This is a genomic window from Ignavibacteriales bacterium (assembly GCA_020635255.1).
Classification (GTDB): Bacteria; Bacteroidota; Ignavibacteria; order Tepidaquicellales; family Tepidaquicellaceae; genus JAEYVS01.
Genome location: JACKAC010000001.1, coordinates 1,341,550 through 1,366,252, shown reverse-complemented (window position 1 = coordinate 1,366,252; position 24,703 = coordinate 1,341,550). Strand labels below are relative to the sequence as shown.

Sequence of the window (24,703 nt, the reverse complement as noted above, 5' to 3'; positions counted from 1 at the left end):
AGTCAAACTATTTATTCTTTAAATTATTGATCTTTTCCGTTAGCCAGTCCCGATTTGATATGGTTTTTATGCTTTTGAGTTCACTTAATAAAAAGTCTTGGTTTTCAGGTTTGTTTTGCGAAATTGTCCGAAGGATTTTATTGTACATAATTATAAAATTAAGGAATTGCTCTTTGTATTCATGAGATAGTTCTTTATTACTTTTGAGAAAATGCTTATAGGCATCTACCAGAGAAAAAGCTTGGTCGTATTGTTTTAATTCGAAAAATATTTTTAACAATAGGTTTTTAACATCAATTTTGTATAAAAAAACATCGTATTTTACTTTATTGATATTTTCCAGAGCCTTCTCATAATTTCCTTTTTCATATTCCAAATGCGCAATTGCATAATACTCGGCATTTTCTTTCAGTTCAGGTCTTAGTCTGTTAACGATAATACTCCTGTTCTCTTCAAACCATTTATCCTCATCTAAGCTTAATGCCATAAATAAAATATTTCTAAATAAAACAATATTGAGATGATCGTCTTCGGAAGCGCAAAAAGCATCCTGCCTGACCATTTCTTTATAAAGTGTCATTTCCTCGGATTGGTAATTTGACTTTCCTCTGTTTTGATTTCTTACACAAAAGGAAAGAAAATCGCTGAGTATATAATACTTTTCCCGCTTAGAAAAATTTCCGATGTTCTCTTTGTACAATTTCCGAAAACTGAAATATGCATTTTCATTATCGAGTTCTTTAGAAGACGTGTAAGCAAGGTAGTATAATTCGATAAGCCACACAAAACGGAACTTTTCTTTCTTTAGAAGTTTAATTGTCTTTTCAATATCAAAACCCTCGGCCAGGCAGTCCAGGAGGGTTGTGTTCATTTCTCCGGGATAACCCGAATTAACTATTTCTTTGTCGCGAAGAGCACGCAAGAATTTTATCAGGAAAGACAACATTATATACTCGGTATGCTTACCTTTTAAGGATATTACTTCCTTGTAATCATTGATCCCTATATAATATTCCTGTTTTAACCAGAGAATCTTTTCTTCCATTGAGAATGCGTCGAAGCTATCGAAAAGTTTTTTGTCAATTTTATCCTCGATTATCTTCAGTGTATTAAAGAAAAGTTTTCCTTTGTTCCTGTCTTTGTATTCGATTGCCAGTAACATTGCTTTTTCCGTATAATTTTTTTTCAATGATTCGGAAATAAGAAATTGCTCGGCAAGCTGTGCAAGCTCAAATGATAGGTTTTTAAGTTTTTTCTCACTGTATTTTTCACCAGGGAATAACGAAGAAAAGACTGTTTCTTTTTTAATAAATTTACTTTCGAAACCCGGGTAATAGGATTTTAAATATGAATATAAACCGGAAACATCTCTGCCTCTGGAAAAATAGGGGGATGCAATAAATTTCTCGAAAGTTTTGATTTCAGAAGGGGAGTATGTACCCAGTATTTCGACTAATTTGCTTTTTTTCATTTCGAGACTAATATACCCAGGAAGCTATATAGTAAAAAGGTAAATTATCCGATTCCAGCCTGAAAATGCATATTATACAAATAACTGATTATTTTTCCGTCGAGACTAATTCTTAAAAATTTCTTTTGTATGAGAATTAAAAAGTCGTATTTTTACCTAAATTTCCAAAAAAATAAAGGAGCACAATTTTGAATCTAAAAACCTTTTTCGTTTCGCTTGCTTTAATTTTATCCGTTTTACAAATAAATGGATATTCGCAATTCACAAAAGAACAGCAGGAAAATACAACTCCTGACGATGCTTTAACCATGCTTAAGGAAGGAAATCAGAGATTCGTAAATGGAAATACTGTTGAAAGAAATTCCAGTACCGAAGTAAAAAATTCGAGTAAGGGACAGTATCCATATGCTGTTTTACTGAGTTGTATGGACTCCAGAGTTGATCCTGAAACCTTATTTGACCAGGGGATAGGGGATATTTTTATTAATAGGGTTGCAGGTAATATTAGTAATGCTGATATACTCGGTGGTATGGAATATGGATGTGCTGTTGTTGGTTCAAAACTTATCCTTGTTCTTGGGCATACAGAATGCGGAGCAGTAAAAGGTGCAATAGATGGAGCTGAACTGGGTAATTTGACCGGTCTGCTGAAAAAGATAGATCCTGCAGTAACTTCAACAAAATTTGATGGAGATAGGACATCAAAAGATAAAAAATTCGTTGAGCTTGTAACTGAAGAAAATGTAAGGCTGGCTGTAGAAGATATCAGGAAGAATAGTCCGGTACTTAAAGCAATGGAGGACGAAGGAAAGATCAAGATTGTTGGAGGAATGTATGACGTATCGACGGGAAAAGTTACTTTCTTAGAAGATTAATTGAGGTTATTTTAGTGGAAAAAAGTTTACATGCCCGGCAGGTTAAATCCGATCATGATAGTAAAGTTAGGTTTAATGGGATTTTCCTTATTGCTTTACTTAATATCGCTTGTTTCTGATGTCTATTATCAGGTAACTCCAGGAACGTCTGTACACGGCTTCGAGTGCCTGATTATAGGCTGGTTATCGTTTTTTTATGATTGGAGCCTGCTGGTGCCATGGATATCAAATATATTGTACCTTGCCTGCATAATTATGGCTTTTTTCCGTATAACTAATTTTATAGCCATTCCAATATCTGTAATTGCTATTTGTATGACTATCCCTTCATTTTTTGTCTCAACCCTAATGTATAATGAGGCGGGTATGACCACCGCTGTAATTATTAAATTTGGTTTGTACTTTTGGGTAGCTTCGTATGTGGTCCTTTTTATGTCGACGCTGATTCCTACAGCCTGGAAGAAACAAATAAATCCAAACCTGGAAACTCATCCGGATATTCACTTAATACCTTAGAGGGGAGTACCATTGGGATAGAGGTAAGAAGTTTATAAATAAATTTAACTTTACATAATATATATTATATGACGATATATGTATTATTGGGTTTGAACTGTGCTTTTAACCTTTTTAAGCATTTCGAGACTTTTCTTTAGGTTTTCAGCTGTATTATATTCGTTTGTAACTTCGATTACCTGTTTTATGGTATTATAATCTGATCCCGTATTAAATGAGCCCTTTATATGTGAGTATAATTGATGTTCAGCGTAATTGGTACTTAGCATAGCAACATTTAGTAGTTCACGTGTTTGCATTGGTAATCCGGGTCTGCCCATAACCTTGCCATAACCCTCGATAAGCATCCAATCTGCCAGGTCAGGACTAAATGAGCCTATATTTTGCTGTAATTTATCAAAATTTGAGCTATATACCTGTTTACAATTAATAATTCCTCTTTTTTCAAATAAATTAACATTATATTGCTCTTTAGGTGGCGCATAGTTAGAAAAATGTTCCTTAAATAGTTTTAGAGATTCAAGTGTAGCAGGAAAACCATTAAATAGGTATATTTGCAACAATGTTTCGTATATATGATCCGGATTGGAATCAATTTGCTTTAGATCCGAGAATATTCCGGGCAATTGATCGAATTTCTTAGCTGAAGCACATGATGCGAGTTTACAAAGAAGAATGATTTCTGTATTCATTTAACCTATAAAAAAGTTTTGTTGATAAAGTATAACTATTATATATATAGTATAGTTAGTAAGTATATAATAAAGTATATTGTATTATATTGAAAATTCTCGATAAATACATACTCCGCAATTTCGTTATAAACTTCCTTTTTGGAATTCTGTGCTTTGTTATAATTTTCATAGCTGTAGACCTTATCGAAAATCTGGATAAATTTATCGATAAGAACGTTCCCACTGACATCATTATAAGATATTACATTTATTTCATACCTGAAATTTTAAAATTAATAACACCTATGGGAATGCTTCTGGCTTCCCTATTTACAATAAGCAGGTTTATTTCATATTCTGAATTTACAGCTATGCAGTCCGCCGGTATAGGTCTTGCACGCTATCTGGCGCCGATTCTTGTATTTGGATTTATGATGACCGGATTCTCCATCTATTTTAACGGCTGGGTTGTGCCGGATGCTAATTCCTCTAGATTACAATTGGACCGTCAATACCTGGGCAAAAATGTCATTAATGCGTCCGTCCAGAATCTTCATATACAGGAAAAGAATAATCGTATAATTACTATTGGATTTTATGATGATGCATCCCGCACAGGCAGACAGATATCGATTCAGAGCTTCGACAAAAATGACATTACACATTTAATTTCACGATTCGACATACAGAGCTTTGTTTGGGATTCGGCAAAGGCTGACTGGAAGCTCTCAAATGTTTATGAGCGTGTCTTTGGTGATTCAAACAAGATCGATTACAAACAGTATAGTGTTATTTACACCGGCGACATAAAAGACCTTGGTAAGATCTCGCTCACACCAGACCTTATTATCAAAAACCAGCTTATGCCTGAAGAGATGACGCTCAGCGATCACCGTGAGTTCATTGATAATCTAAAAGCCAGCGGTCTGGAGAGTGCAAAGACCGAAGTGGATTACTACTCTAAGATATCGTTTTCATTTGCTAATATAGTGACAATCCTTTTCGGTGCTTCTATATCGGCTAATTCCCGTCGGCGTGGCGGTGCGGCTCTGCAGTTCGGTATCGCAATAATGGTGAGTTTTATCTATCTCGGGTTTATAAAAATATCGCAGGTATTTGGATACAACGGTGATATAAACCCGGTACTAACTGCCTGGATGGCAAACATAATTTTTATCGGTATCTCACTTGTCAACTTCTGGCGTCTGCAGAGAGAGTAACTAGTTTATTTTTTCATCCTTGGGGTTGGTTGGTGATTGAAACCCAAGTCCCCCGTCAGCGATCTGGTTATGTATTTTGATTTCTCCAAACTGATTTTCGAACCGCTTTATATTTTCGTTCAGTGCGTTAAGGAAAAGCTTTGCATGCTGAGGCGTCATTATGATTCGTGACTGCACCTTTGCCTTAGGTATGCCGGGCACCACACGCGTGAAATCCATAATAAATTCTGCGGGTGAATGAGTAATGATCACTAGGTTAGAGTAAGTCCCTTCTGCCTGTTTCTCATCTAATTCTATGTTTATTTGTTGTTGTGCCGGGTTTTGTTTGTCATCCATGGTATTGTATTTATTTAAGATAAACTACCTTAAATAAGCGTAATATTAAAGTCAGGATGATTAGTTTTGTGTCTATGGTTATTCATCAGGAATTCAGGTTAGATACGTATCTAACCTTTTTTTCATTTTAATCTTATTTTACCTATAGTAATTTTGTTGATATTATTATGGTCCGGATTTTTAAAACCACAGGAAAAAGAATTAATTATTTATAATAAAATTCATAATTTGTAGCATTATCTAATTTAAATTTTACAGAATGAGTTTTTTGGTCGTTGGGTCGGTTGCGTTTGATACGATAGAGACCCCATTTGGTAAGGCGGATCGTGTAGTTGGTGGTTCGGCTACGTTTATATCACTTACAGCAAGCTACTTTACAAATGACGTTAAGCTAATTGGTATCGTTGGAAATGATTTTCCACAGGACGAAGTAGCGTTTCTGAAATCGAAAGGCGTTGATACATCCGGACTGGAGGTCCATCCGGATAAAAAATCCTTCTTCTGGCATGGTCGGTATCACTTCGATCTTAATACTCGTGATACACTTGTAACGGAACTGAATGCATTCGAAGATTTTAATCCGATAGTGCCGGATAATTTTAAGAGTAGTAAATTTCTTTGCGTCGGGAACATCGCCCCTGCATTACAGCAGAGCGTCATAAAGCAGGTTACAAAACCTGAGTTAATAGCAATAGACACTATGAATTTTTGGATAGAGAGTGCCAAGGATGAGCTCATAAACACATTGAAGCTTGCCGACATTATAATCATTAATGACACTGAAGCTAGAGAACTAACTGGTGAATACAATCTTGTAAATTCTGCGAAGAAGCTTCTTTCACTCGGACCAAGGATAGCCGTAATTAAGAAAGGCGAGCATGGTGCGTTGCTATTTACCGATGATATTGTATTCTCCGCGCCTGCCTACCCTCTTGAGGTTGTTTATGATCCTACCGGTGCCGGTGATACATTCGCGGGTGGTTTTATGGGATGGCTGGCAAAAACCGGAAGCCTCGAACCAGAGAATCTGCGTCTGGCTATGATATACGGCAGTACTATGGCATCTATATGTGTCGAAAAGTTTTCGATAGATGCTCTAAGAGACCTTGATAATGAAAAAATACTTTCCAGGTTTAGGGAATTCAGGCAATTGACCAGGTTCGAAGACATCGAACTATAGTTTGCTCTGCAACAAGGAAAATAATAAGTTCGTATGAGTATAGTAAAATCGGAAGCAATAGTTACTAAAGGCTTCAGATATGGTGAAGCAAGTAAGATCATAACGCTTTATACGAGGGATTTCGGTAAGTTTAACGCGCTGGTAAAAAGCGCCAGAAGCGTCAAATCTAGGAGTAGTGGTGTCTTTGACAATATAAATCATGTAAGTATAATATTTAACAAGAAAGACACCAGCGATTTACAATTCATCAGCAAAGGCGAATGTATAAATTCGTTCTCAAAGATAAAGTCTGACCTGGATAAACTCTCTTCAGCATTCAGGATTATTGAGCTTGTAAATCATGCTACTCACGATTATGACAATAATGAAGATATATTTGATCTTCTAAGTACCTGTTTATTTAGGTTAAACGAATGTGAACGAAATAAGGGTAATTATTTGTTATATTTTCAGGCAAATCTTACAAAACATATGGGAATTAAGCCCGAATTGGTTGATGATAATCCCCTTCCCGGGCGTGGCGCAGCGGAAACTTTTAATTCGTTAAATGCATTAAAGCTAAGTAGAAAAGAGTACCCTATTGTTAATTCATTATTTGAAAGGGATCTCGACTTTACGGGAAATATGGTTTTGGATGACAGAGACACTGAAAAAATTGGAAATAAGTTTGATCATTACCTATCGAGTCATTTGGAAAAATTCGGTTATTTAAAAACAAAAAATATTTTACATGAATTGAAAAGTTGATACCATTTTCCGACACAAATAATCTTTTTAAAGGGAGATAAAATATTATGTCAAAAAAAGAAATCTCAAAGAAATTAGTATTGAGCACGGCGCTAGTGCTTATTGTAGCGCTTACTTTTGGGGCGGTGCTTATTGCAAGTTTTAATAAGGGCAGTCTGCTGGTAGCGGATTCAAAGCTCGACTTTAAAACTACTCCCCCAATAGCAAATGAAAATCCAACGATAAGGGACTTAAATGATGCCTTTATCGAGGTGTCCGAAAAGGTAACACCTGCAACTGTATATATTGAAGTAACAACAAAAGGTAAAGAGAATAACGATAACGAGAAGCAAAACGATCTCGATTTCTTCTTTGGACCTGATAATATGGACGACATGCCAAGCCAGGGTTCGGGCTCAGGAGTTATAATAAGCAGTGATGGCTACATCATGACAAACAACCATGTTGTTACAAAAGCATCGGATGATGGTATTAAGGTTGTCTTGACTGATAAGAGAGAATTCCATGCAAGGTTGATAGGGACTGATCCTAATACGGATATCGCAGTAATAAAAATCGATGCAGACAATTTACCGGTTGCGTCAGTCGGTAATTCCGACGAAGTAAAAGTTGGTGAATGGGTACTTGCTATCGGTAATCCACTCGGACTTAATAATACAGTTACGTCGGGTATCGTATCAGCGATTGGAAGAAATATCCGTATGGGCGACAGCTATTCCATAAATAACTTCATCCAGACTGATGCAGTAATAAATCCTGGCAATAGCGGTGGTGCACTCGTTGATATGAATGGTTATGTGATTGGTATTAATGCTGCGATCAAAACCAATACCGGATTTTATCAGGGTTATGGTTTTGCCATTCCTATAAATATTGCAAAAGAAGTAGCGCAAGAACTTATCGAAAAAGGTAAAGTTGCAAGAGGCTACATAGGAGTATCGATAAAAGATGTAGATATTAAGGAAGCTAAAGGTTTAGGTCTTAATGAAGCTAAAGGTGTTCTTATCCAGGGAGTTCAACCCGGAAGCGGAGGAGAAGAAGCTGGATTAAAGATTGGCGACATTATACTAAAAGTTGACGGTCAGGAAGTGAATGCTTCTAATCAACTGCAAACCGTCATAGGTGCAAAAGATCCTGGTGATGTAGTTGATTTAACCGTATTCAGGAATGGAGATACATTTGATACAAAGGTAACATTAAAGGAAGCTATTCAGCCTAATCAGCCGGTTTCTAATAACGCGCCTGAATCAAATGAAAGCACTCCTAATCTTAATTCTAAAGCATTTGAAGGATTAGGTTTAAAGGTATCCGATATGACAGGCTCTATGCTTAGCAAGTATGGCGTAAGCAATGGGATCTATGTTACATCTGTAGGAACTTATACAGAAGCATTTAATAGAGGTCTCAGAGAAGGATTGGTTATTACTGAAGCCGATAAGAGTAAGATAAGCAGTGTTGAGGATCTGGCAAGTGTGATCAGTGATAAGAACAAGGGTGACGTGGTAATGCTCAGAGTCGTCTCCCCTGCTAAGGATGTAAGATTAATAGCTTTGGAAGTACAATAAATTTTATATATCTTATTTTTAAAGGGTTGTGCCAGGCAGTATATAGGTACAGCCCTTTTTTATATCCGGGCAGAATTTTAAATTTCTTAATTTTCACTCAAAAGCGTTTAAAACAAAGGAAAATAATATTTATGTTAAAAAGTATACTTCTTGTAATTTCGTTATTCTGCATTAGCATCATGGCTGGCGCGCAAACGTTAAGCTATGATCTGTTCACCACGCAGTCCTATGATTACCGGGCTGTTCGTTCAAGTGTGGATAATGCTCAGCTATTAAAGCTGAATAAGGAGGTCTTTGATGAAATCTTTACATCAAAGCCATACAAGCTGAATCTCAGTATTCCTGTAGAAAACGGTACGCGTGCAAATATTCAATTAGAAAGATTTGAGATACTAACACCTGATGCTAAAGGAACAACAACTTCCTCCACGGGTATAGATGAGTTTTCATTACGTAACATTGTTGTTTCATATATGGGAAAAGTTAACGGGCTGGATAATAGCTTCATCAGTCTTAATTTTTCTCTGAATGGCGTGAACGGCGTTATGGTGACTGATGTAGAGCGTTATGTAATCGGAAGAATGGAAAATATGGGCCAGAATGATTATCTATTGTTCCGCGAAAGTAAATTAAAGATGCAGAATAATTTTAGTTGTGCAACCAGTGATGAGATCACGGATGAAATGCGAAGAATGATGTCTAATCTGGATACTGATATGGATAATATGACAACCGAGATTAGACAGGCTAATATTGCATTGGATCTCGACTTTGCTACCCATAACAGGTTTGGATCGGTAAATAATGCTACAGCATATGCTCTTTCCCTATTCGCAACGTCATCGGTTCTATACTTACGAGAAATGAACATCAAGCTGAATATTAATTATGTAAATGTATGGACGACTGCTGATCCGTATACAGGATCAGGTTCGAATGATATACTTAACCAGTTTCGTTCATATTGGAATAGTAACCATCAGAGCGATCAAAGAACAATTGCCCACCTGATTAGCACACGCGCAGGAGGACTTGGCGGAATTGCATGGGTTAATGTTCTGTGTGCTAGTACATCCAATGGCTATGGATATGCATTTAGTAATACTAACGGTGGATTTAATCAGGTGCCGACATATTCATGGGATGTCGACGTTGTATCTCACGAAATGGGACATAACTTTGGTTCACCTCACACACACAGCTGTAGTTGGCCCGGTGGTCCGATTGATACCTGCTACCAGGTAGAGGGAGGATGCTACAGTGGTCCTACTCATCCGATAATAGGAACAATTATGAGCTATTGTCATCTTTCTGCTGGAAAGGTGCTGAACTTTGGAACACTTCCGAGAAATCTGATAAGAACATATGCGGAAAATGCGCCTTGTATGAATAGTCTTTCCCAGCAGGTTGTTGTAGCTTTTCCAAATGGAGGCGAATCATTCAAAACATATACAACTACAAATATAATCTGGGGAAGCGGATTTACAGGAAATGTTGATATTGAGCTTACGACAAACAATGGTGGTTCATGGTCGACTATTGCGAGCAATATCCCTGCCAGCCAGAATGAGTATATCTGGAATATTCCCAACATGGATACGACTCAGCAAGCAAAGATAAGGATACTTAATTCAGCTAATGCATCTCAAGGTGACACCTCTGACGCGGTATTCACGATTAATGAAAACCTTACGCTGATTGGAATATCATTGGTATCCCCTTCTCACTGGTCAAAGATATTTACCAGCCAGGGCGATACATCAAAGGTAGATTTTGTGTGGCGAAAAGCCGGCTATCACCCATCCATTACATATAAATGGAGCTTCAAAAAGATCGGTGGTACGACCGAGTACTTCTTCCCATCTAATAACAGCGGAAACGATACATCACTAACCGTCACAAAAGGCTTCCTTGATTCATTGGGCAGGACAGTAATTGGATTTACTAACGATTCAGTGCAATGTGTTTGGAGAAGCTGGGCATACAACGCTTACGATTCTCTCGCATCGAATATATTCATTATCACAATAGCGGATAATAGCGTCGGCATTAATAACATCGGCCAGGAGATACCCGGCGAGTTTAAGCTGTTTAATAACTACCCTAACCCGTTCAATCCCCAGACCAGGATCGATTTCGCGCTGGCTAAGGACGCTAATGTAAAGCTCGTTGTCTACGATTACCTTGGCAGAAAGGTCGCCGCCCTTGTAAACGGCAGACTGAATGCAGGCACTTATTCGGCTGATTTTAAGGGCTCAGGGCTTGCCAGCGGAGTATATTTCTACAGGCTTACAGCTGATTATTCCTCCGGTAGCTATGTGGAAACTAGAAGAATGATGCTCATAAAATAAGCATTTAATAATTTTATATACAAAAAGCGTCAAAACAACCATATTTTGGCGCTTTTTTATCCCCACAGAATGAACTTTTACCCATTATGCTCGTATAAATAAAAACAGGAATTTACTCAGTAATGACAGGTGCAGTCAAGAAATTTTTTATTGATTTTTAAGGTTATTATAGATAACTTTAACAAAATTACTATCTGATGATAAAAAAGTACCTTTTACATATAATATTAATTGCGGGTTTTATTTTGATCGGCATTAGAGCAAATGCCGGTGAAAATGAAATCCCCAGTTCACAATTAGATGGATTTGGTTCAGGCAATTCAGCAGGTAATGTTGATGATTATAAACTTTATCAAAATTACCCGAATCCATTTAATCCGGTCACAAAAATAAGTTACAAGATCAACAATGAAGGCTTCGTCTCTTTGAAGGTCTATAACTTAGTCGGACAAGTCGTTGGCGTACTCGTCAATGAAAACCAGGAACCAGGAACTTACAGCGTTATATTCAACGGTAACCAATTAACTACCGGAATATATCTCTATAAACTCCAGGTAAACGGATTTACTACAGTAAAAAGAATGACTCTAATCAAGTAATTCTTTCTTTTTTAGACTTAGATCAAATTTAATTCAGACATTTTAAAACTATGCACACAAGAAAAACGATTACTGTTTTACTACTGGTAATTACATTCTTTGCGCTTCCCCGTTTTTCATTTTCTCAATCAAAGGTCTATGATGATTTTTCCCTCAAAGCTATGCCTAACTGGGTATGGGGCGGAATGATAGAGATGAAATACTCGCACGATGAGGATAATAGAGAAAATGGATTTGGCGAATTATACACAACCGAAGCAGTGAAGCCCGGCACTTACGTCGGCAAAATAGCTAAATATCAAAAATTCCACTTTACCGCGGGAAATTTCCTCAATGTTATGTTGCAGGGTGTTTCAAATGACTGTAACGTAAAGATAGGTATAATATACGATGTCAATAATGATAACAGCTACGATGAAGAAAAGGACGTACTGCTTGTCGCTAAGCCGATTTCCTTAAACTTCGACGGATGGAAGGAAGTAAAGATAAAACTCGACGAAGAGAATTTTAAGATCGTTTCGAGTACTCCTGTTGATCTGGCAATAACCGAAGACGATGCTTTTGGTATCAGGCTGGATTATGAAACAGGCAAGAATTATAAGGAATCGAAGCTTGAGACAGGTATTGCTTTGGTCTCGGAAATCGAGAACAAAGAAAATCTCATTACTGGTAATAACACTAAAAAGAAAACGGGTGAATCTTACTTTAAAGCAAAAAACTACCCGAATCCTTTTAATCCCAATACTACAATATCATTTACATTACCGGAAGCTAGCTATACCAATGTTACAGTCTATGACAGGCTGGGCAGAGAGGTAAAAGTTCTGCTTGACGAAAGTCTTTCTGCTGGTACACATTCTGTCGAATTTGAAGCAGATGGTTTACCGAGTGGCATTTACTTCTACAGAATAAAGACTTCGAGCGAGACGGAAGTATTGAAGATGATACTTGCTAAATGAAACTAACGGTTTTACCCTAATAAAAAACCCCGCCGAGCAAATCAGCGGGGTTTTTTGTTTTATATACTTATTGATCTTATTTAAGCGAGAATGCCTGCATTTGAGCATTGTTATTAGCTACCAGTATTACAGGCTTCTTATCTGCTCCTACATGTATCAGTTTAATGTCTTTCACGTCTCCGGGAGCGAAGAATCCCGATTCTAGAAGATTAACGGGCTTAAATCCGCCTTTACCGTCCCCGAGAAGTACTGTTCCCCTGCCTGCGTCATACCTGATCGTCTCGACTTCAGCGCCGAAGTTATTTCCTGCCGCTACTATATCCATATTGCCGTCCTTATTTACGTCTATCACTATCGCGCCTGCGATCGGTGAGAACTGTGCTTCGATCGGAAGTATAGACATTTCATACTTCCCATTGTTATTGATTATTACACAGCTTTCGAAATCCTTTGCTTCGAGCTTTAGAGCCCTGTTTAGCTTATCTTCGGTATAAATATTTTGAAGAGATGCTTCAGCGAAGCTCTGATATGTTGGGAATTTATCCAGTATGAATGGCATTTGTCCCGATGAACATTCTCTTCCCCTTACAGGAAGGCATTTTTTATCATTACTGAATTTTGCAAGTACTATGTCGTTTGTTCCGTTATCATCGAAGTCAGTACTATATACCTGGAGCGGTTTTTCTCCTGATGGGTGAAATTTATTATTTGCGCCTAGATTTCCACAGATAAAGTCCATATCACCGTCACCATCCAGGTCTGCCGGGGTAACACTATACCACCATCCGCTGGAATGATCGTCCAGTCCCTTCTCTTTTGAGACGTCTTTGAACTTGCCTCCGTCATTTTGGAATAGACATATCGGCATCCATTCACCTACAAACGCAAGATCCATATCACCGTCTTTATCAAAATCTGTGAACTCTGCATCGGTTATCATGCCGGGAGTAACAAGACCTGGTGCATCTGTCTCGGTTACATCGGTGAATTTACCGCCGTCGTTTTTAAGCAGATAGCTTCGCGGTGAATATGGATACTTAGCAGGAGTAACTCTTCCCCCAACAAATAGGTCCATGTCGCCGTCGCCGTCATAATCCCCTACTGTAACTGCCATACCACTCGTAGTGATAGAAGGGATTGCGCCGGATGATTTTGTAAATGCTCCTTTTCCGTCATTGATATACAGCCTGTGCGCTAATAGTGGAGAACCTTCCGGGAATTCGTTGCTTCCGCTGGAAACGTATAGGTCCATGTCACCGTCGCCGTCTGCATCGAAGAATACTGAACCCATATCTTCTGATGCCTTATCGGCTTCCCAGGGCTGACTTTCTGCCTTAGCGAATTTACCTTCGCCGGTCTGAATATAAAGCTCACCGCTTTGACCAGCCGCTCCGCCAATGTAAAAATCTTCCATACCGTCTCCGTTTACATCTCCAACTGAGATGAATGGACCGTTTTGAGATTGCTTATGAGGAATAAGGCTTTCTTTTACAAAATCATCGTATGCTACATCCGTGTGTTTAAAATCTATTCCCAGGTCATTTTCAGCTTCCTGGAAGTATTTAGGATCTATTTTATTTACAGGTGTTGCTGTTTCATTTGCATCTGAATAGTTTGCTTCTAAAACCTGATTCGTACTCACGTTTTCTTTAGTCTGTTGTTTGCCGTCCGGCCATTGTATCACCAGTTTCTTTATCTCATCAGCTTTGCCTACACCAAAGTGCAGGATGCTTTCTACGGAGGATAGATAACCTCTTGACGGGTATAGCTCCTGGTATTGAATTGCGCCGTCATCATTGATTAGATATACTTTCGCGCCGTAACCGTTTGGATTTGTCTCAGGTCCTTTGAATTTTACCTGAAGGTAATTATTATCCAGTTCCTTCGTAGCAAGGTTTTCATAAATTGATGCAACGTCATCGAGATTGTTAATTACTATTTCAAGGTCACCGTCATTATCCAGGTCTGCGTATGCAGCTCCGTTTGAATTTACCTTTTGATCCATTTTCCATGGCTCGTCCATGGATTTGAATTTAAAATTGCCTGTATTCCTGTATATGTAATTAGCAACTTTGGTACCGGGCATCATTCCCATAACTTCTTCAAAAGTTACCTTCTCACCTGCTGCTTTCTTCTTTTGAAGGCTGATCTTAAAGTCATTGTCAGTAACGTCTTTTGTTATACCGTTTGTTACGAATAGATCTTTCATACCATCGTTGTCAAAATCTGCAAACAAAGGCGCCCAGCTCCAATCGGTCTTACCAACTCCGGCGATCTGATTTATTTCACTGAAATTACCGTTGCCGTTATTAAGCTGGAGCGTATTGCTCATATACTGATAATTATAACCGTTGTCTACCATTTTCCAGAACTTTGGCGGGTTCATCGATGCCATTGTTCTTTTCGACCTTTCGTGTTGCGGAGCAACCATGTCCAGAACATAAAGGTCGGCAAAGCCGTCATTATTTATATCGGCAAAATCGCTCCCCATTCCATAAAAAGAGATGTGGCTAATATGTTCGCCGATCTCTTCTTTAAAAGTTCCGTCACCCTGGTTTATATAGAGCATATCGGGCTCCAGGAAGTCATTTGCAACATAAATATCTTCCCAGCCGTCATTATTAAAATCACCAATAGAAGCGCTGAGTCCCCATGCCTTGTTTGAAATTCCTGCTTCTTTGGAAATGTCCGTGAATGCGCTTCCGTTATTCTTATAAAGTTTATCGGAATCGAATTCGGTTGGCTGAAGCGTTGATCTGTCATAAAGCAGATCATTGTTTTGAAAGTCTACCCTATGACTGACAAGATACATATCGAGATCGCCATCCTTATCGAAATCGGCAAAATATGATTGTGTAGAATATCCGGGATCATCTATACCATAATCGCGGGCTTTTTCGGTAAATGTATTGTCCCCATTATTTACATAAAGAAGGTTTCTTCTCAAGTCCGGATCCGGATTATTACCTGATCTTGAAACGTAAATATCCAGGTTACCGTCATTATTGATATCTACCATTGATACACCTGTTTTCCAGCCGTCACGGGCTGCTACACCAGCTTTATCCGTGATATCCTCGAATTCAAGATTACCTTTATTTAGATATAGCTTGTTTGAAAGTTGATTTGCAGTGAAATAAAGATCTGGCAAACCGTCATTATTGATATCCCCGACGGCAACTCCGCCGCCGTTATAGATGTACTGATATGAAAAATAATTCAGATCAGGTGTCTCGGTAACTTTGTTATTAAAATCTATGTGAGATTTTTCGGAGGGTACCTGAGCAAAAATTGCTTTAGTTGATTCATCGGTATTTGTATTATCCGATGATTCTTCTTTGTTACAGCCGTTAAGCGTCATGATTGCCATAACAAACATTACGAAAAGACTTGCGAGTACTCCCATACCGGCAGACCTTTTCTTATGGTTGAAATTGTACATATTCTATTCACCCCTTTGTTATTTCAAAAAAACAATCCTTCGCCGGTCCGCATGGAGCCGGCAAAGGACAAAACATTTTAATTATTATTTGATTAACAACATTTTTTTAGTTTCTACATAACTTCCGGCTGTGATCCTGTAATAATAAACACCGCTTGCCAGCTTACTGCCGTCAAAAACTGTGCTGTAGCTTCCTGCTGCCAGACCCGTATTAACTAGCTGTGTTATTTCCCTGCCTGTCATGTCATATATAGTGATAGAAACAAATGACTGAACCGGAATATCAAAATTGATCTTGGTTGTCGGGTTAAATGGGTTTGGTGAATTTTGGCTTATTGCGTATGTTACAGGAATTGAACCGCCGTTATTTGTTACATTTGTGATCGAGCCGTTGGCAATAAAAGAGTGAAGCTGTGCCGGAGCGGTTCCCGGTGAGAATGCCTCCCTGCCCTGATTATCCACTGCCTTGATGTAATAAACATAGGTTGCTGTATCATTATTTCCTGGGATATTTGCTGTCCAGTTACTTCCACCGGAATTTGTCATCGATATGCTGTCCGTAATTGTACCTCTTCCCCAGAATAATTTAATTTCGGAAGTATTTAACGGGTTTACGGTTGTATTTATCATTGCATCTACCGTGTACGGACCGGATAGATTCGGTGTATTTAATAAAGGCATATGAGCTATGCTCGGACCCATGTACATAAATGCTGCGTTAAGATTAATAACGCCCTTACCATATGTGTTATCTTCACCTGCTGTACCCAGATCTGTCGCAGTCGTGAATAAAATTGCTTTTATCTGCTTTCCTGTTAGATTTGGCGAAACCGATCTTAGCAAAGCTACGCTTCCACCAACGTGCGGTGAAGCCATTGATGTACCTGTCATATTACCATATCCGCCCGGAATGGTTGAACGCACTGACGTACCCGGTGCTACTACCTCCGGCTTTATTAAAAGTGTGCCTGAACCCCCGCAAATTGACGGTCCCCGGCTGGATGATGATGTTATCGTCCACGGGAATGACGTGTTTCCGTTAATATTTCCTACCGCGAATGTGCTCACCGAATCTATGCTGAGATTCTTCGGTGGAGTGATCGATGACGCGCTTGGTCCCGAGTTACCCGCTGAAAACATCACCGCTGTACCTACCGCCTCTACCGCTGTCAGAGTATTGATATATATCGTTGAACTGCACTGTGTACTTCCTGATTGTGATGGATCCTGCCATGAACAGCTTATAGCGTCCGGCATGTCCATTGTATTCACGTTACTATCCGGATCCATAGCCCATTGGTATGCCAGTATATTCATAGATGGATACGACGCTCCCGGGCAGTCCGTTATACCTGCCGCCATCCAGCGCGCGTCCGGAGCGACACCCACCGTATCACCCGGCTCCATTCCGCACATAATACCCATCGTGTGAGTTCCGTGGCTTCCGCAATCGAACGGCGTCGTCGAAACCGGTGCTATAGGATCGAGCCATGAATGGTACCACGGTCTGCCGTTATTTCCCCACCATCTGGAGCCAAGAGCCACGTGTGTACCGTTGACACCACCGTCTATATTCATAACTGTCCTGCCCTGTCCTGTAAATCCCCTCGCCCATATCGAATCTGCCTTGATGACTTTTAGTCCCGGCTGTACCGTTGCTGTATTATCGAATATCCCATCGAATATCACCTCGTCCGTTCTTATTTCTGCATCCAGATCCAGTAGCTCTACGTCACCTCTCAATGCTAATTTGTATATTACTTCCGGTATTGCTTCCACAAAGAACATATTTGTTATCCAGTAAGAGATATACTGGTTTACTTTGCCCAGCTTTTTCTCATTTTCCAGATAAGTTTTGATTGGTCCTTGTGTTTGTGAAGCCTTGTATTGAAGTGTATTTATAACTGTGCGCGCCCTCAGGTCGAGTGTTGCGCGTTGCTCATATAGTTGCTTATCTAATGATATAATATCTACTTTATCTTTAAGTAGCACCAGAGTCCTCACATAAGCGACCGGGTTCATAGTCTGAAGTTTTTGCTGGAGTCTTTCTGTTATTTCTGTGTTTTGCGCGAAGCAATTTCCAACAAATAACACCAGTAAAAAAACCGGTAAAAGTTTTCTCATACGTTGTTTGGAATTAAACGTTTGTTAAAATTTTTAAAAAGAAACTAATTAATACTCATAAGTCACAAGACCCGAAGGGAATGAACCCATTTGGATCCTGAGGCTGTCCAGTTGGAAGCCGTTTACTTTAATAAGTCTTGTTGTTCCGATTTTATTTGACCCGATAGTCGGGTGATGACCGTCAAATCCAGCCGTACTTTCACATGACACTATTGCGTAAGTTCCGCCGAACGAGAAATCTACGCCGTGAGGCTGAACTCCTACGTTTCGCACGGTAGTTACCAGCGTCTGTGAAACCGGATCGATTACACTGACGGTATATTCTCCGTTAGAATTTTTATTCTTATTACATACAAACAAATACTTTCCGTCCGGGGTAAATTTCATCAATATCGGGTTGTTTCCTACAGTTATATCCTTTACAAACGACAGATCGCTTGTTCTTAATATCCTTACTATATCGTCATTTGAGTTTCCTGCAGGACCGTTACAGCTTATGTATAGATACTGTCCGTCCGGTGAGATCCTTATCTGGTAAGGCCTGAACATTCCCGTTCCGTTTCCTGTTGGGGGAACGGATGGGTCTATTCCTGTCTCATTTTCGATCACCGGGATGGTGTTTGTTATATTTATTTTAAATATGTATTCCCCTATCTGCGATGCTGCATACAGATAATTTCCATTTGCGTCTATGTCCATGCCGTGAGTAGCAAACATTTTCGGGTCGGTTACCTTTTGAATACTTGTTTGGCTCATTGTATTAGGATCGAACTGCGTTAAACCCCTTTCTGTACCTGTTGCATCGAAATTTGATACAAACGCTTTAAATCCATCCGGCGTTATCTCTATATGTGCCGGGCTTAAGCCAACATTTATCCTGCCTGCGCTTCCATATGGATAATCTATGTTAACATCATACTTTTCGACAAATGTCTTTGTAATAAGGCTCACATAAAAATACGTCTTTGCCGGGTTCAGCTCTATATAGTGAGGCGAACTCAATCCCTGTCCTGTACCCTCACCAACAGGTATCATTCTTGTTACAAGGAAATGGGATGACGGATCATTCAATACAACCGATACCAGGTCAGCGCCTTGATTCAATACAAATGTCTTTCTGCTGAGATTAGTATATGCGATTCCTCCGTCCTTGCTTGGTGCTCCTGCATTTATCCAGTCGATAATTTCCTGTAGCTTCGCCTGTCCATTTGAAAGCACAGTATCTATTTTGTGATACTGAGGTAATGCAACGTCCGTTACGCTGGCTACCTGCGTATTATTTGTGTCGCTGTTCAATACAGATGTAAAGAACGACCAATAAGCATTGTATGGAATGATTTCACTTCCGTTTACCGATCCGTCCATTGTTTTAGCCCAGTCTATAAGGCTCAGTCCGTTTGGCGGGTTTGTACCGCCGTGACATGATGGGCTAGAGCAAGTAATGTTGCTTTGCGGATCGAGCGGTGTATTAAAAATTGCCGCGATATTATCGGGATATGCAACTCCGCTGTCCGGGTTTATAAAATCTTGCTGGCATGACTGTAAAAAAAGTGGTAAGGAACAAACTACTACGAGCGCAGATATAAAAACTACTCTGCTTATATTTCGCTTAATCATTTTCTGTAAGGATTTCCAGTTTATTTTCAAAATCACTAATTAAGCGGATAAACTTTTCTCCGAGCGGTTCGGGAAGGTTGGTTTCTATGTTGAGATTGACTAATATACCACTTCCACTGCAAAGGATTTGTTTTGTAGTATCATTCTCGATGACATGTTCAAAACAAAAGCTTGAATTCTTTATCCACTTTATTCTTGTATATACGTTCAAACTATCATCGAGAAAAGCCGGGAAATGATAATTGATCGTATTATTTACTACAACAACCTTTAGTTCGTTATTAAAAATCCCATTTTTATCTATCTTATATTCAAATTCTCGAATGTATTCTACCCTGCCGATCTCAAAATATTGCAAATAGACAGCATTATGGACTATCCCCTGCGAATCCACATCGAATGTCCTGACACGGATCGGGATCCTGTATCTAAAATCAGCTATTTCGGGTAAATCCATAAAAAATAATATAATTCAACATTTTCCCAATTGCAATCAAATTTCTCGTTATAACATTGGACTCAATATGTGCTTAATTATTTTAATTTTATCAGCTATATTTATAAAATATATTAAATAAGTCCGAAACAAAATATTTTATGCCGAGAAATTCAAACTCTGGAAAGAAAAAAATAGGAATGATCGGCTTCCCTGTTGAGCTGGGAGCTGATAATAAGGGTGTTGACCTGGGACCTACCATACTAAGATATACTGATATTAAAGACAAACTTAAAAAACTCGGTTACAGGGTTGATGATTTCGGCGATATTAAGATTGGCAAACGCGACGACCTCAAGATATTAAACAAGAATCTCAAATACCTTAATGAGATAAAGGTTGCTTCCGAACAGCTTTCTAAGCAGGTGTACAACATGATGTCTAAGAATTACCTGCCCCTTATACTCGGAGGTGATCACACTACTGCAATTGGTTCTATAGCCGGCATTTCAAAGTACCTCAAAGAAAAGAAGAAGAAGCTTGGTGTGATTTGGATAGATGCGCATGCCGATATGAACTCGGAGAGAACTACCCCATCCGGTAATATACACGGAATGCCGCTCGCTGTTTCTCTTGGTATAGGTAATAAAGAACTAACCAACATTGACGGATTCGCTCCAAAGGTCGACATGAAGCACATTGCGATGATTGGTATAAGAGACCTCGATAAAGGTGAAGCCACACGGATTAAAAGAGACAAACCGATTGTTTATACTATGTCGGACGTTGATAAAATGGGCATACATGAAGTAATGGAGCGCGTTATAGCCGCTCTGTACAGAAAGGTAGACCACATTCATGTCAGTTTCGATATTGATGCGATGGATCCGTTCATTGCTCCCGGAACAGGCACTCCCGTACCCGGCGGATTTGATTATCGTGAAGGACAGCTTTTAATGGAAACGCTTTATGCCAGGGGTTGTATGGATTCTCTTGATATGGTTGAGGTTAATACTCGTTTGGACGATAGGAATAAATCCGGAATTCTTGCTTCACAGCTTATAGCTTCCGCTTTTGGAAAGAATACTCTGTTTAAGTAACCTTAGACCTTAATTTCTCAAGTTTATCTTCTGTATCTTTCTTTTTATCACGCTCTCGTGCGATTATTTCCGGCGGAGCATTCTCCACGAATTTTGTATTGGTAAGCTTTGAATCTATCCCCTTTAGGTAGCTCTCTAATTTCTCGATTTCCTTAACATATTTTTCTTTCTGTTTTTCAGAATCTACAACACCTTCCAGCAATAAATAAATTACGAACCCCGATATCACGTTGCTGATTGAATTTCCCGGTTCATCATGCGAAGTTGAATAAGATAGATCGACATTGCACATCTTGCTTATAAGGTCTCCGTAAGTATCCAGAAATTTTATCTTGTCCTCGTCTGTGTGCATTATAACATTGCATTTTGTCGTAAATACAATGTTGTTCTCGGAACGAAGGTTTCTGATACTTGTTACGATGTTGATTATATTCTGAAACTCGTCCTCGATTATCGGGTCTATCTTCTCAGTAGCTATTTCCGGAAATTCCTGTACCGAAATTGATTTGTTTTCTCTGCCATCTTTTAATAAATGCCACAATTCCTCTGTTACAAATGGAATAACAGGATGAAGCATCTTTAGAATATTTTCATAGATGCCCATAGCCTTTTCGATTATTGATACTGCTGAATCTTTGTTATCATCGAGTCTTATCTTGAGGAGCTCGATATACCAATCACAAAAATCCGACCACACGAAGCTGTACATGGCTTTCGTATAATCATTCAGCCTGTAGTCATTCAAATTTGTGTTAATATCCTTTAATGTAGAGTTAAATCTGCTGTCTATCCACTTCTCAACAATATCGTTATCCAATGGTTCACTGCCGTATTCTGATGAACTGTGTATCTTTTGGTAATTCATCATCAGGAATCTTCCGGCATTCCAGAGCTTTGTTACGAAATTCCGTCCTATCTCAGTTTTCTTTTCATCGTAAAGCACGTCGTTTCCAAGCGGGGCGAGATATATCAGTGTAAATCTCAATGCGTCCGTGCCATATTTATCCATTACGTCGAGCGGGTCCGGTGAATTGCCAAGCGTCTTTGACATCTTCCTGCCCTCTCCGTCACGCACAAGCGAATTAAAGTAAACGTCCTTGAATGGAATGTCCTTCATGTATTCAAGTCCTGCTATGATCATCCTTGCAACCCATAGGTAAATTATGTCTGAAGCCGTTACAAGCAGATCTGTTGGATAGAAATAATGTAATTCTTTATTGTTAGCATCCTTTTCTGAGTTTTGCCATCCGAATACACTGAAAGGCCAGAGCCACGATGAAAACCATGTATCGAGTACATCGCTGTCCTGTGTCCAGTTTTCGGGATCCTCCGGTGGTTTCACATCGCAATACACTTCACCTGTTTCATTGTGATACCAGACAGGTATCTGGTGTCCCCACCACAGCTGACGGGAAATACACCAGTCACGGACGTTCCTCATCCAGTGATAATATGTCTTTGTCCACATTTCGGGATAGAACTTGATCTTACCTTCTTCGACAACTTTTATTGCGGGTTCAGCGAGCTTCTTCATCGAGACAAACCACTGCTCCGATAGGATCGGCTCTATCATCGCCTTTGACTTCTCACTATACATAACATTGTGAGCGTAATCTTCTACTTTCTCTATATGTCCTAATTGTTCCAGCTTTTCAGCAACCTGCTTGCGGGCCTTGAATATATTCACTCCCTCGAACTCCATTCCATATTTATTTAACGTGGAATCCTTAGTTACCACGCTCATTACGGGAAGATTGTGCCTCTTTCCTACCTCGAAATCGTTTATATCGTGTGCCGGTGTTATTTTTAATACTCCCGTCCCAAATTCTTTATCCACGTACTCATCCGCAATTACGGGGATTTCCTTATTTGCCAAAGGGAGTATCACTGTCTTACCGACGAGTTTGGCGTAGCGCTCATCGTGCGGGTTCACCGCCACTGCCACATCCACGAACATTGTTTCCGGTCGCGTTGTCGCTATCGTCACATACTCATCCGAATCCTTTAAGAAATATTTTATATAAAATAGCTTGTCCTGCTTTTCTTTGTAGAATGTCTCGTCGTCGCTGACTGTGGTCATAGATTCCGGATCCCAATTAGTTATCCTTTCACCCCGGTATATCAGCCCTTTTTTATACAGATCCACAAACACCTCATTCACCGCTTTAGACAACCCTTCGTCCATAGTGAAGCGTTCCTTGGACCAGTCCACCGACGCCCCCAGCTTCCGTAGCTGCTTTAGTATGTGCCCGCCGTGCTTCTCCTTCCACTCCCACGCCAGCTTGATAAACTCCTCTCTGCCGACGTCTTCTTTTTTTATTCCCTTACTTGCCAGATCCTTCTCGACCATCATCTGCGTAGCAATACCCGCGTGATCCATCCCAGGCACCCAGCAAACCTCGTATCCCTGCATGCGCTTCCATCTCGCGTATAGATCCTGTATCGTGTTATTGAGTATATGCCCGATGTGCAGTATCCCTGTCACGTTGGGCGGTGGTATCACGATAGAATACTTCTTCCTGTCCGGACGCACGTTCGCATGGTATACCTTCTTCTCCTCCCAGAAATCAATCCACTTCTCTTCCGTGGGTTTTATGTCATAATTTTTCGGTATTTCGGTCATATATTATATTTCTTCCTTTTTGATCTTAATAAATTCCTCCTCGCCGGAGTTCATTGTGATCAGCTCATATGCTAAATCCAGGTACGCAAGCGCGCCCTTCGAGTCTATCTTATACAAACACAGCGGCTTCCCATAAAACGTCGCCTCATTAAGCAGATTCGATACCGGGATTATCGTATTTAGCATCATATCCTTGTATTTTATTCTGAGCTCCCTTTCCGCGATTTCCGTCACTTTTGAGTCCTTTTCATACATTGTCAGTACGATTCCCTCAACCGATATACCCGGATTTGAATTATCTTTCACCCATTCTATGTAATTAAACAGCTTATCTATTGCATCCAGAGCCAGATGACCGCATTTTACCGGGATCAATATAGAATCCGATGCCGTCAAAGCGTTCGTTGTAACACCCCTGAGCACAGGTGGGCAGTCAATAATAATAAAATCATACTTATCCCGGCATTCCCGCATAGAATTCTTCAAAATTACCCTGTTATCCGATGATTTTGAAAATTTCTCCTCAATTTTGAGCGAATTTATATTCGACGGCACAAAATCCAGGTATTCCATCTCTGTCTTGTGAATTGCCTGCGAAATCGACTTAGAAAAGCCAAAAACGTCCGCAATTCCAGCTTTTATCTTATCCGGAGTGAAGCCCAGTGCCACAGCTGCAGAACCGAACGGATCTACATCTATCAGTAGAGTCTTTTTTTCTGCTACTGCCAGTGACGCCGCGAGATTAACCGCCGTTGTGGTTTTACCGACTCCTCCCTTTGGGATGCATACTGAAATTGTTTTACCCATTAATACTAGATATTACTATAAATATATGCTTTAACTAGTTTACAATAAATATAAATATGTC

Annotated in this window: 19 protein-coding genes; 10 read left to right on the top strand and 9 right to left on the bottom strand. The window is 39.5% G+C overall.

Annotated features, from left to right (window positions below; all coding sequences use genetic code 11):
• Positions 1 to 7 precede the first annotated feature (7 nt).
• Positions 8 to 1,471, bottom strand: coding sequence for a hypothetical protein (locus H6614_06140; protein ID MCB9243235.1), 1,464 nt, complete (start codon positions 1,469 to 1,471; stop codon positions 8 to 10).
• A gap of 188 nt (positions 1,472 to 1,659) precedes the next feature.
• On the opposite strand from H6614_06140, the gene H6614_06135 reads away from it, so the two are divergent.
• Both H6614_06135 and H6614_06130 read left to right on the top strand, forming a co-directional pair.
• Positions 1,660 to 2,346: a carbonic anhydrase gene (locus H6614_06135; GenBank protein ID MCB9243234.1), complete on the top strand. Its 687-nt coding sequence runs from the start codon at positions 1,660 to 1,662 to the stop codon at positions 2,344 to 2,346.
• Between the two features lie 30 nt (positions 2,347 to 2,376).
• A complete protein-coding gene (locus H6614_06130) occupies positions 2,377 to 2,862 on the top strand; it encodes a hypothetical protein (protein MCB9243233.1) in 486 nt (161 codons plus the stop codon).
• Between the two features lie 83 nt (positions 2,863 to 2,945).
• Here the strand turns inward: H6614_06130 and H6614_06125 are convergent, their stop codons facing one another.
• Positions 2,946 to 3,554 (bottom strand): carboxymuconolactone decarboxylase family protein, encoded by a 609-nt coding sequence (locus tag H6614_06125; protein ID MCB9243232.1) that lies wholly within the window; start codon positions 3,552 to 3,554, stop codon positions 2,946 to 2,948.
• Between the two features lie 89 nt (positions 3,555 to 3,643).
• Between H6614_06125 and H6614_06120 the strand changes: the two genes are divergently transcribed.
• Positions 3,644 to 4,756: an LptF/LptG family permease gene (locus tag H6614_06120; protein MCB9243231.1), complete on the top strand. Its 1,113-nt coding sequence runs from the start codon at positions 3,644 to 3,646 to the stop codon at positions 4,754 to 4,756.
• Here H6614_06120 and H6614_06115 read toward each other — a convergent pair whose 3' ends face one another.
• Entirely contained in the window at positions 4,757 to 5,092 is a 336-nt protein-coding gene (locus H6614_06115; protein ID MCB9243230.1) for a DUF3467 domain-containing protein, read from the bottom strand.
• A gap of 259 nt (positions 5,093 to 5,351) precedes the next feature.
• Here H6614_06115 and H6614_06110 point away from each other — a divergent pair, with 259 nt between their 5' ends.
• The 6 genes from H6614_06110 to H6614_06085 all read left to right on the top strand — a co-directional run bounded on the left by H6614_06110 (position 5,352) and on the right by H6614_06085 (position 12,493).
• Complete coding sequence (locus H6614_06110; GenBank protein MCB9243229.1) at positions 5,352 to 6,272, top strand: bifunctional hydroxymethylpyrimidine kinase/phosphomethylpyrimidine kinase; 921 nt, start codon at positions 5,352 to 5,354, stop codon at positions 6,270 to 6,272.
• 33 nt (positions 6,273 to 6,305) lie between these two features.
• On the top strand, positions 6,306 to 7,019 hold the full coding sequence (gene recO, locus H6614_06105) for a DNA repair protein RecO (protein ID MCB9243228.1): 714 nt from the start codon (positions 6,306 to 6,308) through the stop codon (positions 7,017 to 7,019).
• Positions 7,020 to 7,066: 47 nt separating this feature from the next.
• Complete coding sequence (locus tag H6614_06100) at positions 7,067 to 8,584, top strand: Do family serine endopeptidase (protein ID MCB9243227.1); 1,518 nt, start codon at positions 7,067 to 7,069, stop codon at positions 8,582 to 8,584.
• Between the two features lie 179 nt (positions 8,585 to 8,763).
• Positions 8,764 to 10,935 (top strand): T9SS type A sorting domain-containing protein, encoded by a 2,172-nt coding sequence (locus H6614_06095; GenBank protein ID MCB9243226.1) that lies wholly within the window; start codon positions 8,764 to 8,766, stop codon positions 10,933 to 10,935.
• Between the two features lie 197 nt (positions 10,936 to 11,132).
• Positions 11,133 to 11,534, top strand: a complete 402-nt coding sequence (locus H6614_06090; GenBank protein ID MCB9243225.1) for a T9SS type A sorting domain-containing protein — start codon at positions 11,133 to 11,135, stop codon at positions 11,532 to 11,534.
• Between the two features lie 50 nt (positions 11,535 to 11,584).
• Entirely contained in the window at positions 11,585 to 12,493 is a 909-nt protein-coding gene (locus H6614_06085) for a T9SS type A sorting domain-containing protein (protein ID MCB9243224.1), read from the top strand.
• Between the two features lie 76 nt (positions 12,494 to 12,569).
• Here the strand turns inward: H6614_06085 and H6614_06080 are convergent, their stop codons facing one another.
• From H6614_06080 to H6614_06065, 4 genes are all read right to left on the bottom strand, one after another.
• On the bottom strand, positions 12,570 to 15,935 hold the full coding sequence (locus tag H6614_06080; GenBank protein MCB9243223.1) for a VCBS repeat-containing protein: 3,366 nt from the start codon (positions 15,933 to 15,935) through the stop codon (positions 12,570 to 12,572).
• An 84-nt stretch (positions 15,936 to 16,019) separates the two neighbouring features.
• A complete protein-coding gene (locus tag H6614_06075) occupies positions 16,020 to 18,059 on the bottom strand; it encodes a S8 family peptidase (GenBank protein MCB9243222.1) in 2,040 nt (679 codons plus the stop codon).
• A 48-nt stretch (positions 18,060 to 18,107) separates the two neighbouring features.
• A complete protein-coding gene (locus H6614_06070; GenBank protein ID MCB9243221.1) occupies positions 18,108 to 19,676 on the bottom strand; it encodes a YncE family protein in 1,569 nt (522 codons plus the stop codon).
• On the bottom strand, positions 19,669 to 20,133 hold the full coding sequence (locus H6614_06065) for an acyl-CoA thioesterase (protein ID MCB9243220.1): 465 nt from the start codon (positions 20,131 to 20,133) through the stop codon (positions 19,669 to 19,671). Before H6614_06065 ends, H6614_06070 begins: the two co-directional genes overlap by 8 nt.
• 140 nt (positions 20,134 to 20,273) lie before the next feature.
• On the opposite strand from H6614_06065, the gene rocF reads away from it, so the two are divergent.
• Positions 20,274 to 21,212: an arginase gene (gene rocF / locus H6614_06060; protein MCB9243219.1), complete on the top strand. Its 939-nt coding sequence runs from the start codon at positions 20,274 to 20,276 to the stop codon at positions 21,210 to 21,212.
• On the opposite strand, the gene H6614_06055 is transcribed toward rocF, so the two are convergent.
• Entirely contained in the window at positions 21,205 to 23,835 is a 2,631-nt protein-coding gene (locus H6614_06055; protein ID MCB9243218.1) for a valine--tRNA ligase, read from the bottom strand. The two genes, rocF and H6614_06055, sit on opposite strands and share 8 nt — an antisense overlap.
• Before the next feature lie 3 nt (positions 23,836 to 23,838).
• Positions 23,839 to 24,642, bottom strand: coding sequence for a ParA family protein (locus tag H6614_06050; GenBank protein MCB9243217.1), 804 nt, complete (start codon positions 24,640 to 24,642; stop codon positions 23,839 to 23,841).
• Between the last annotated feature and the right edge of the window lie 61 nt (positions 24,643 to 24,703).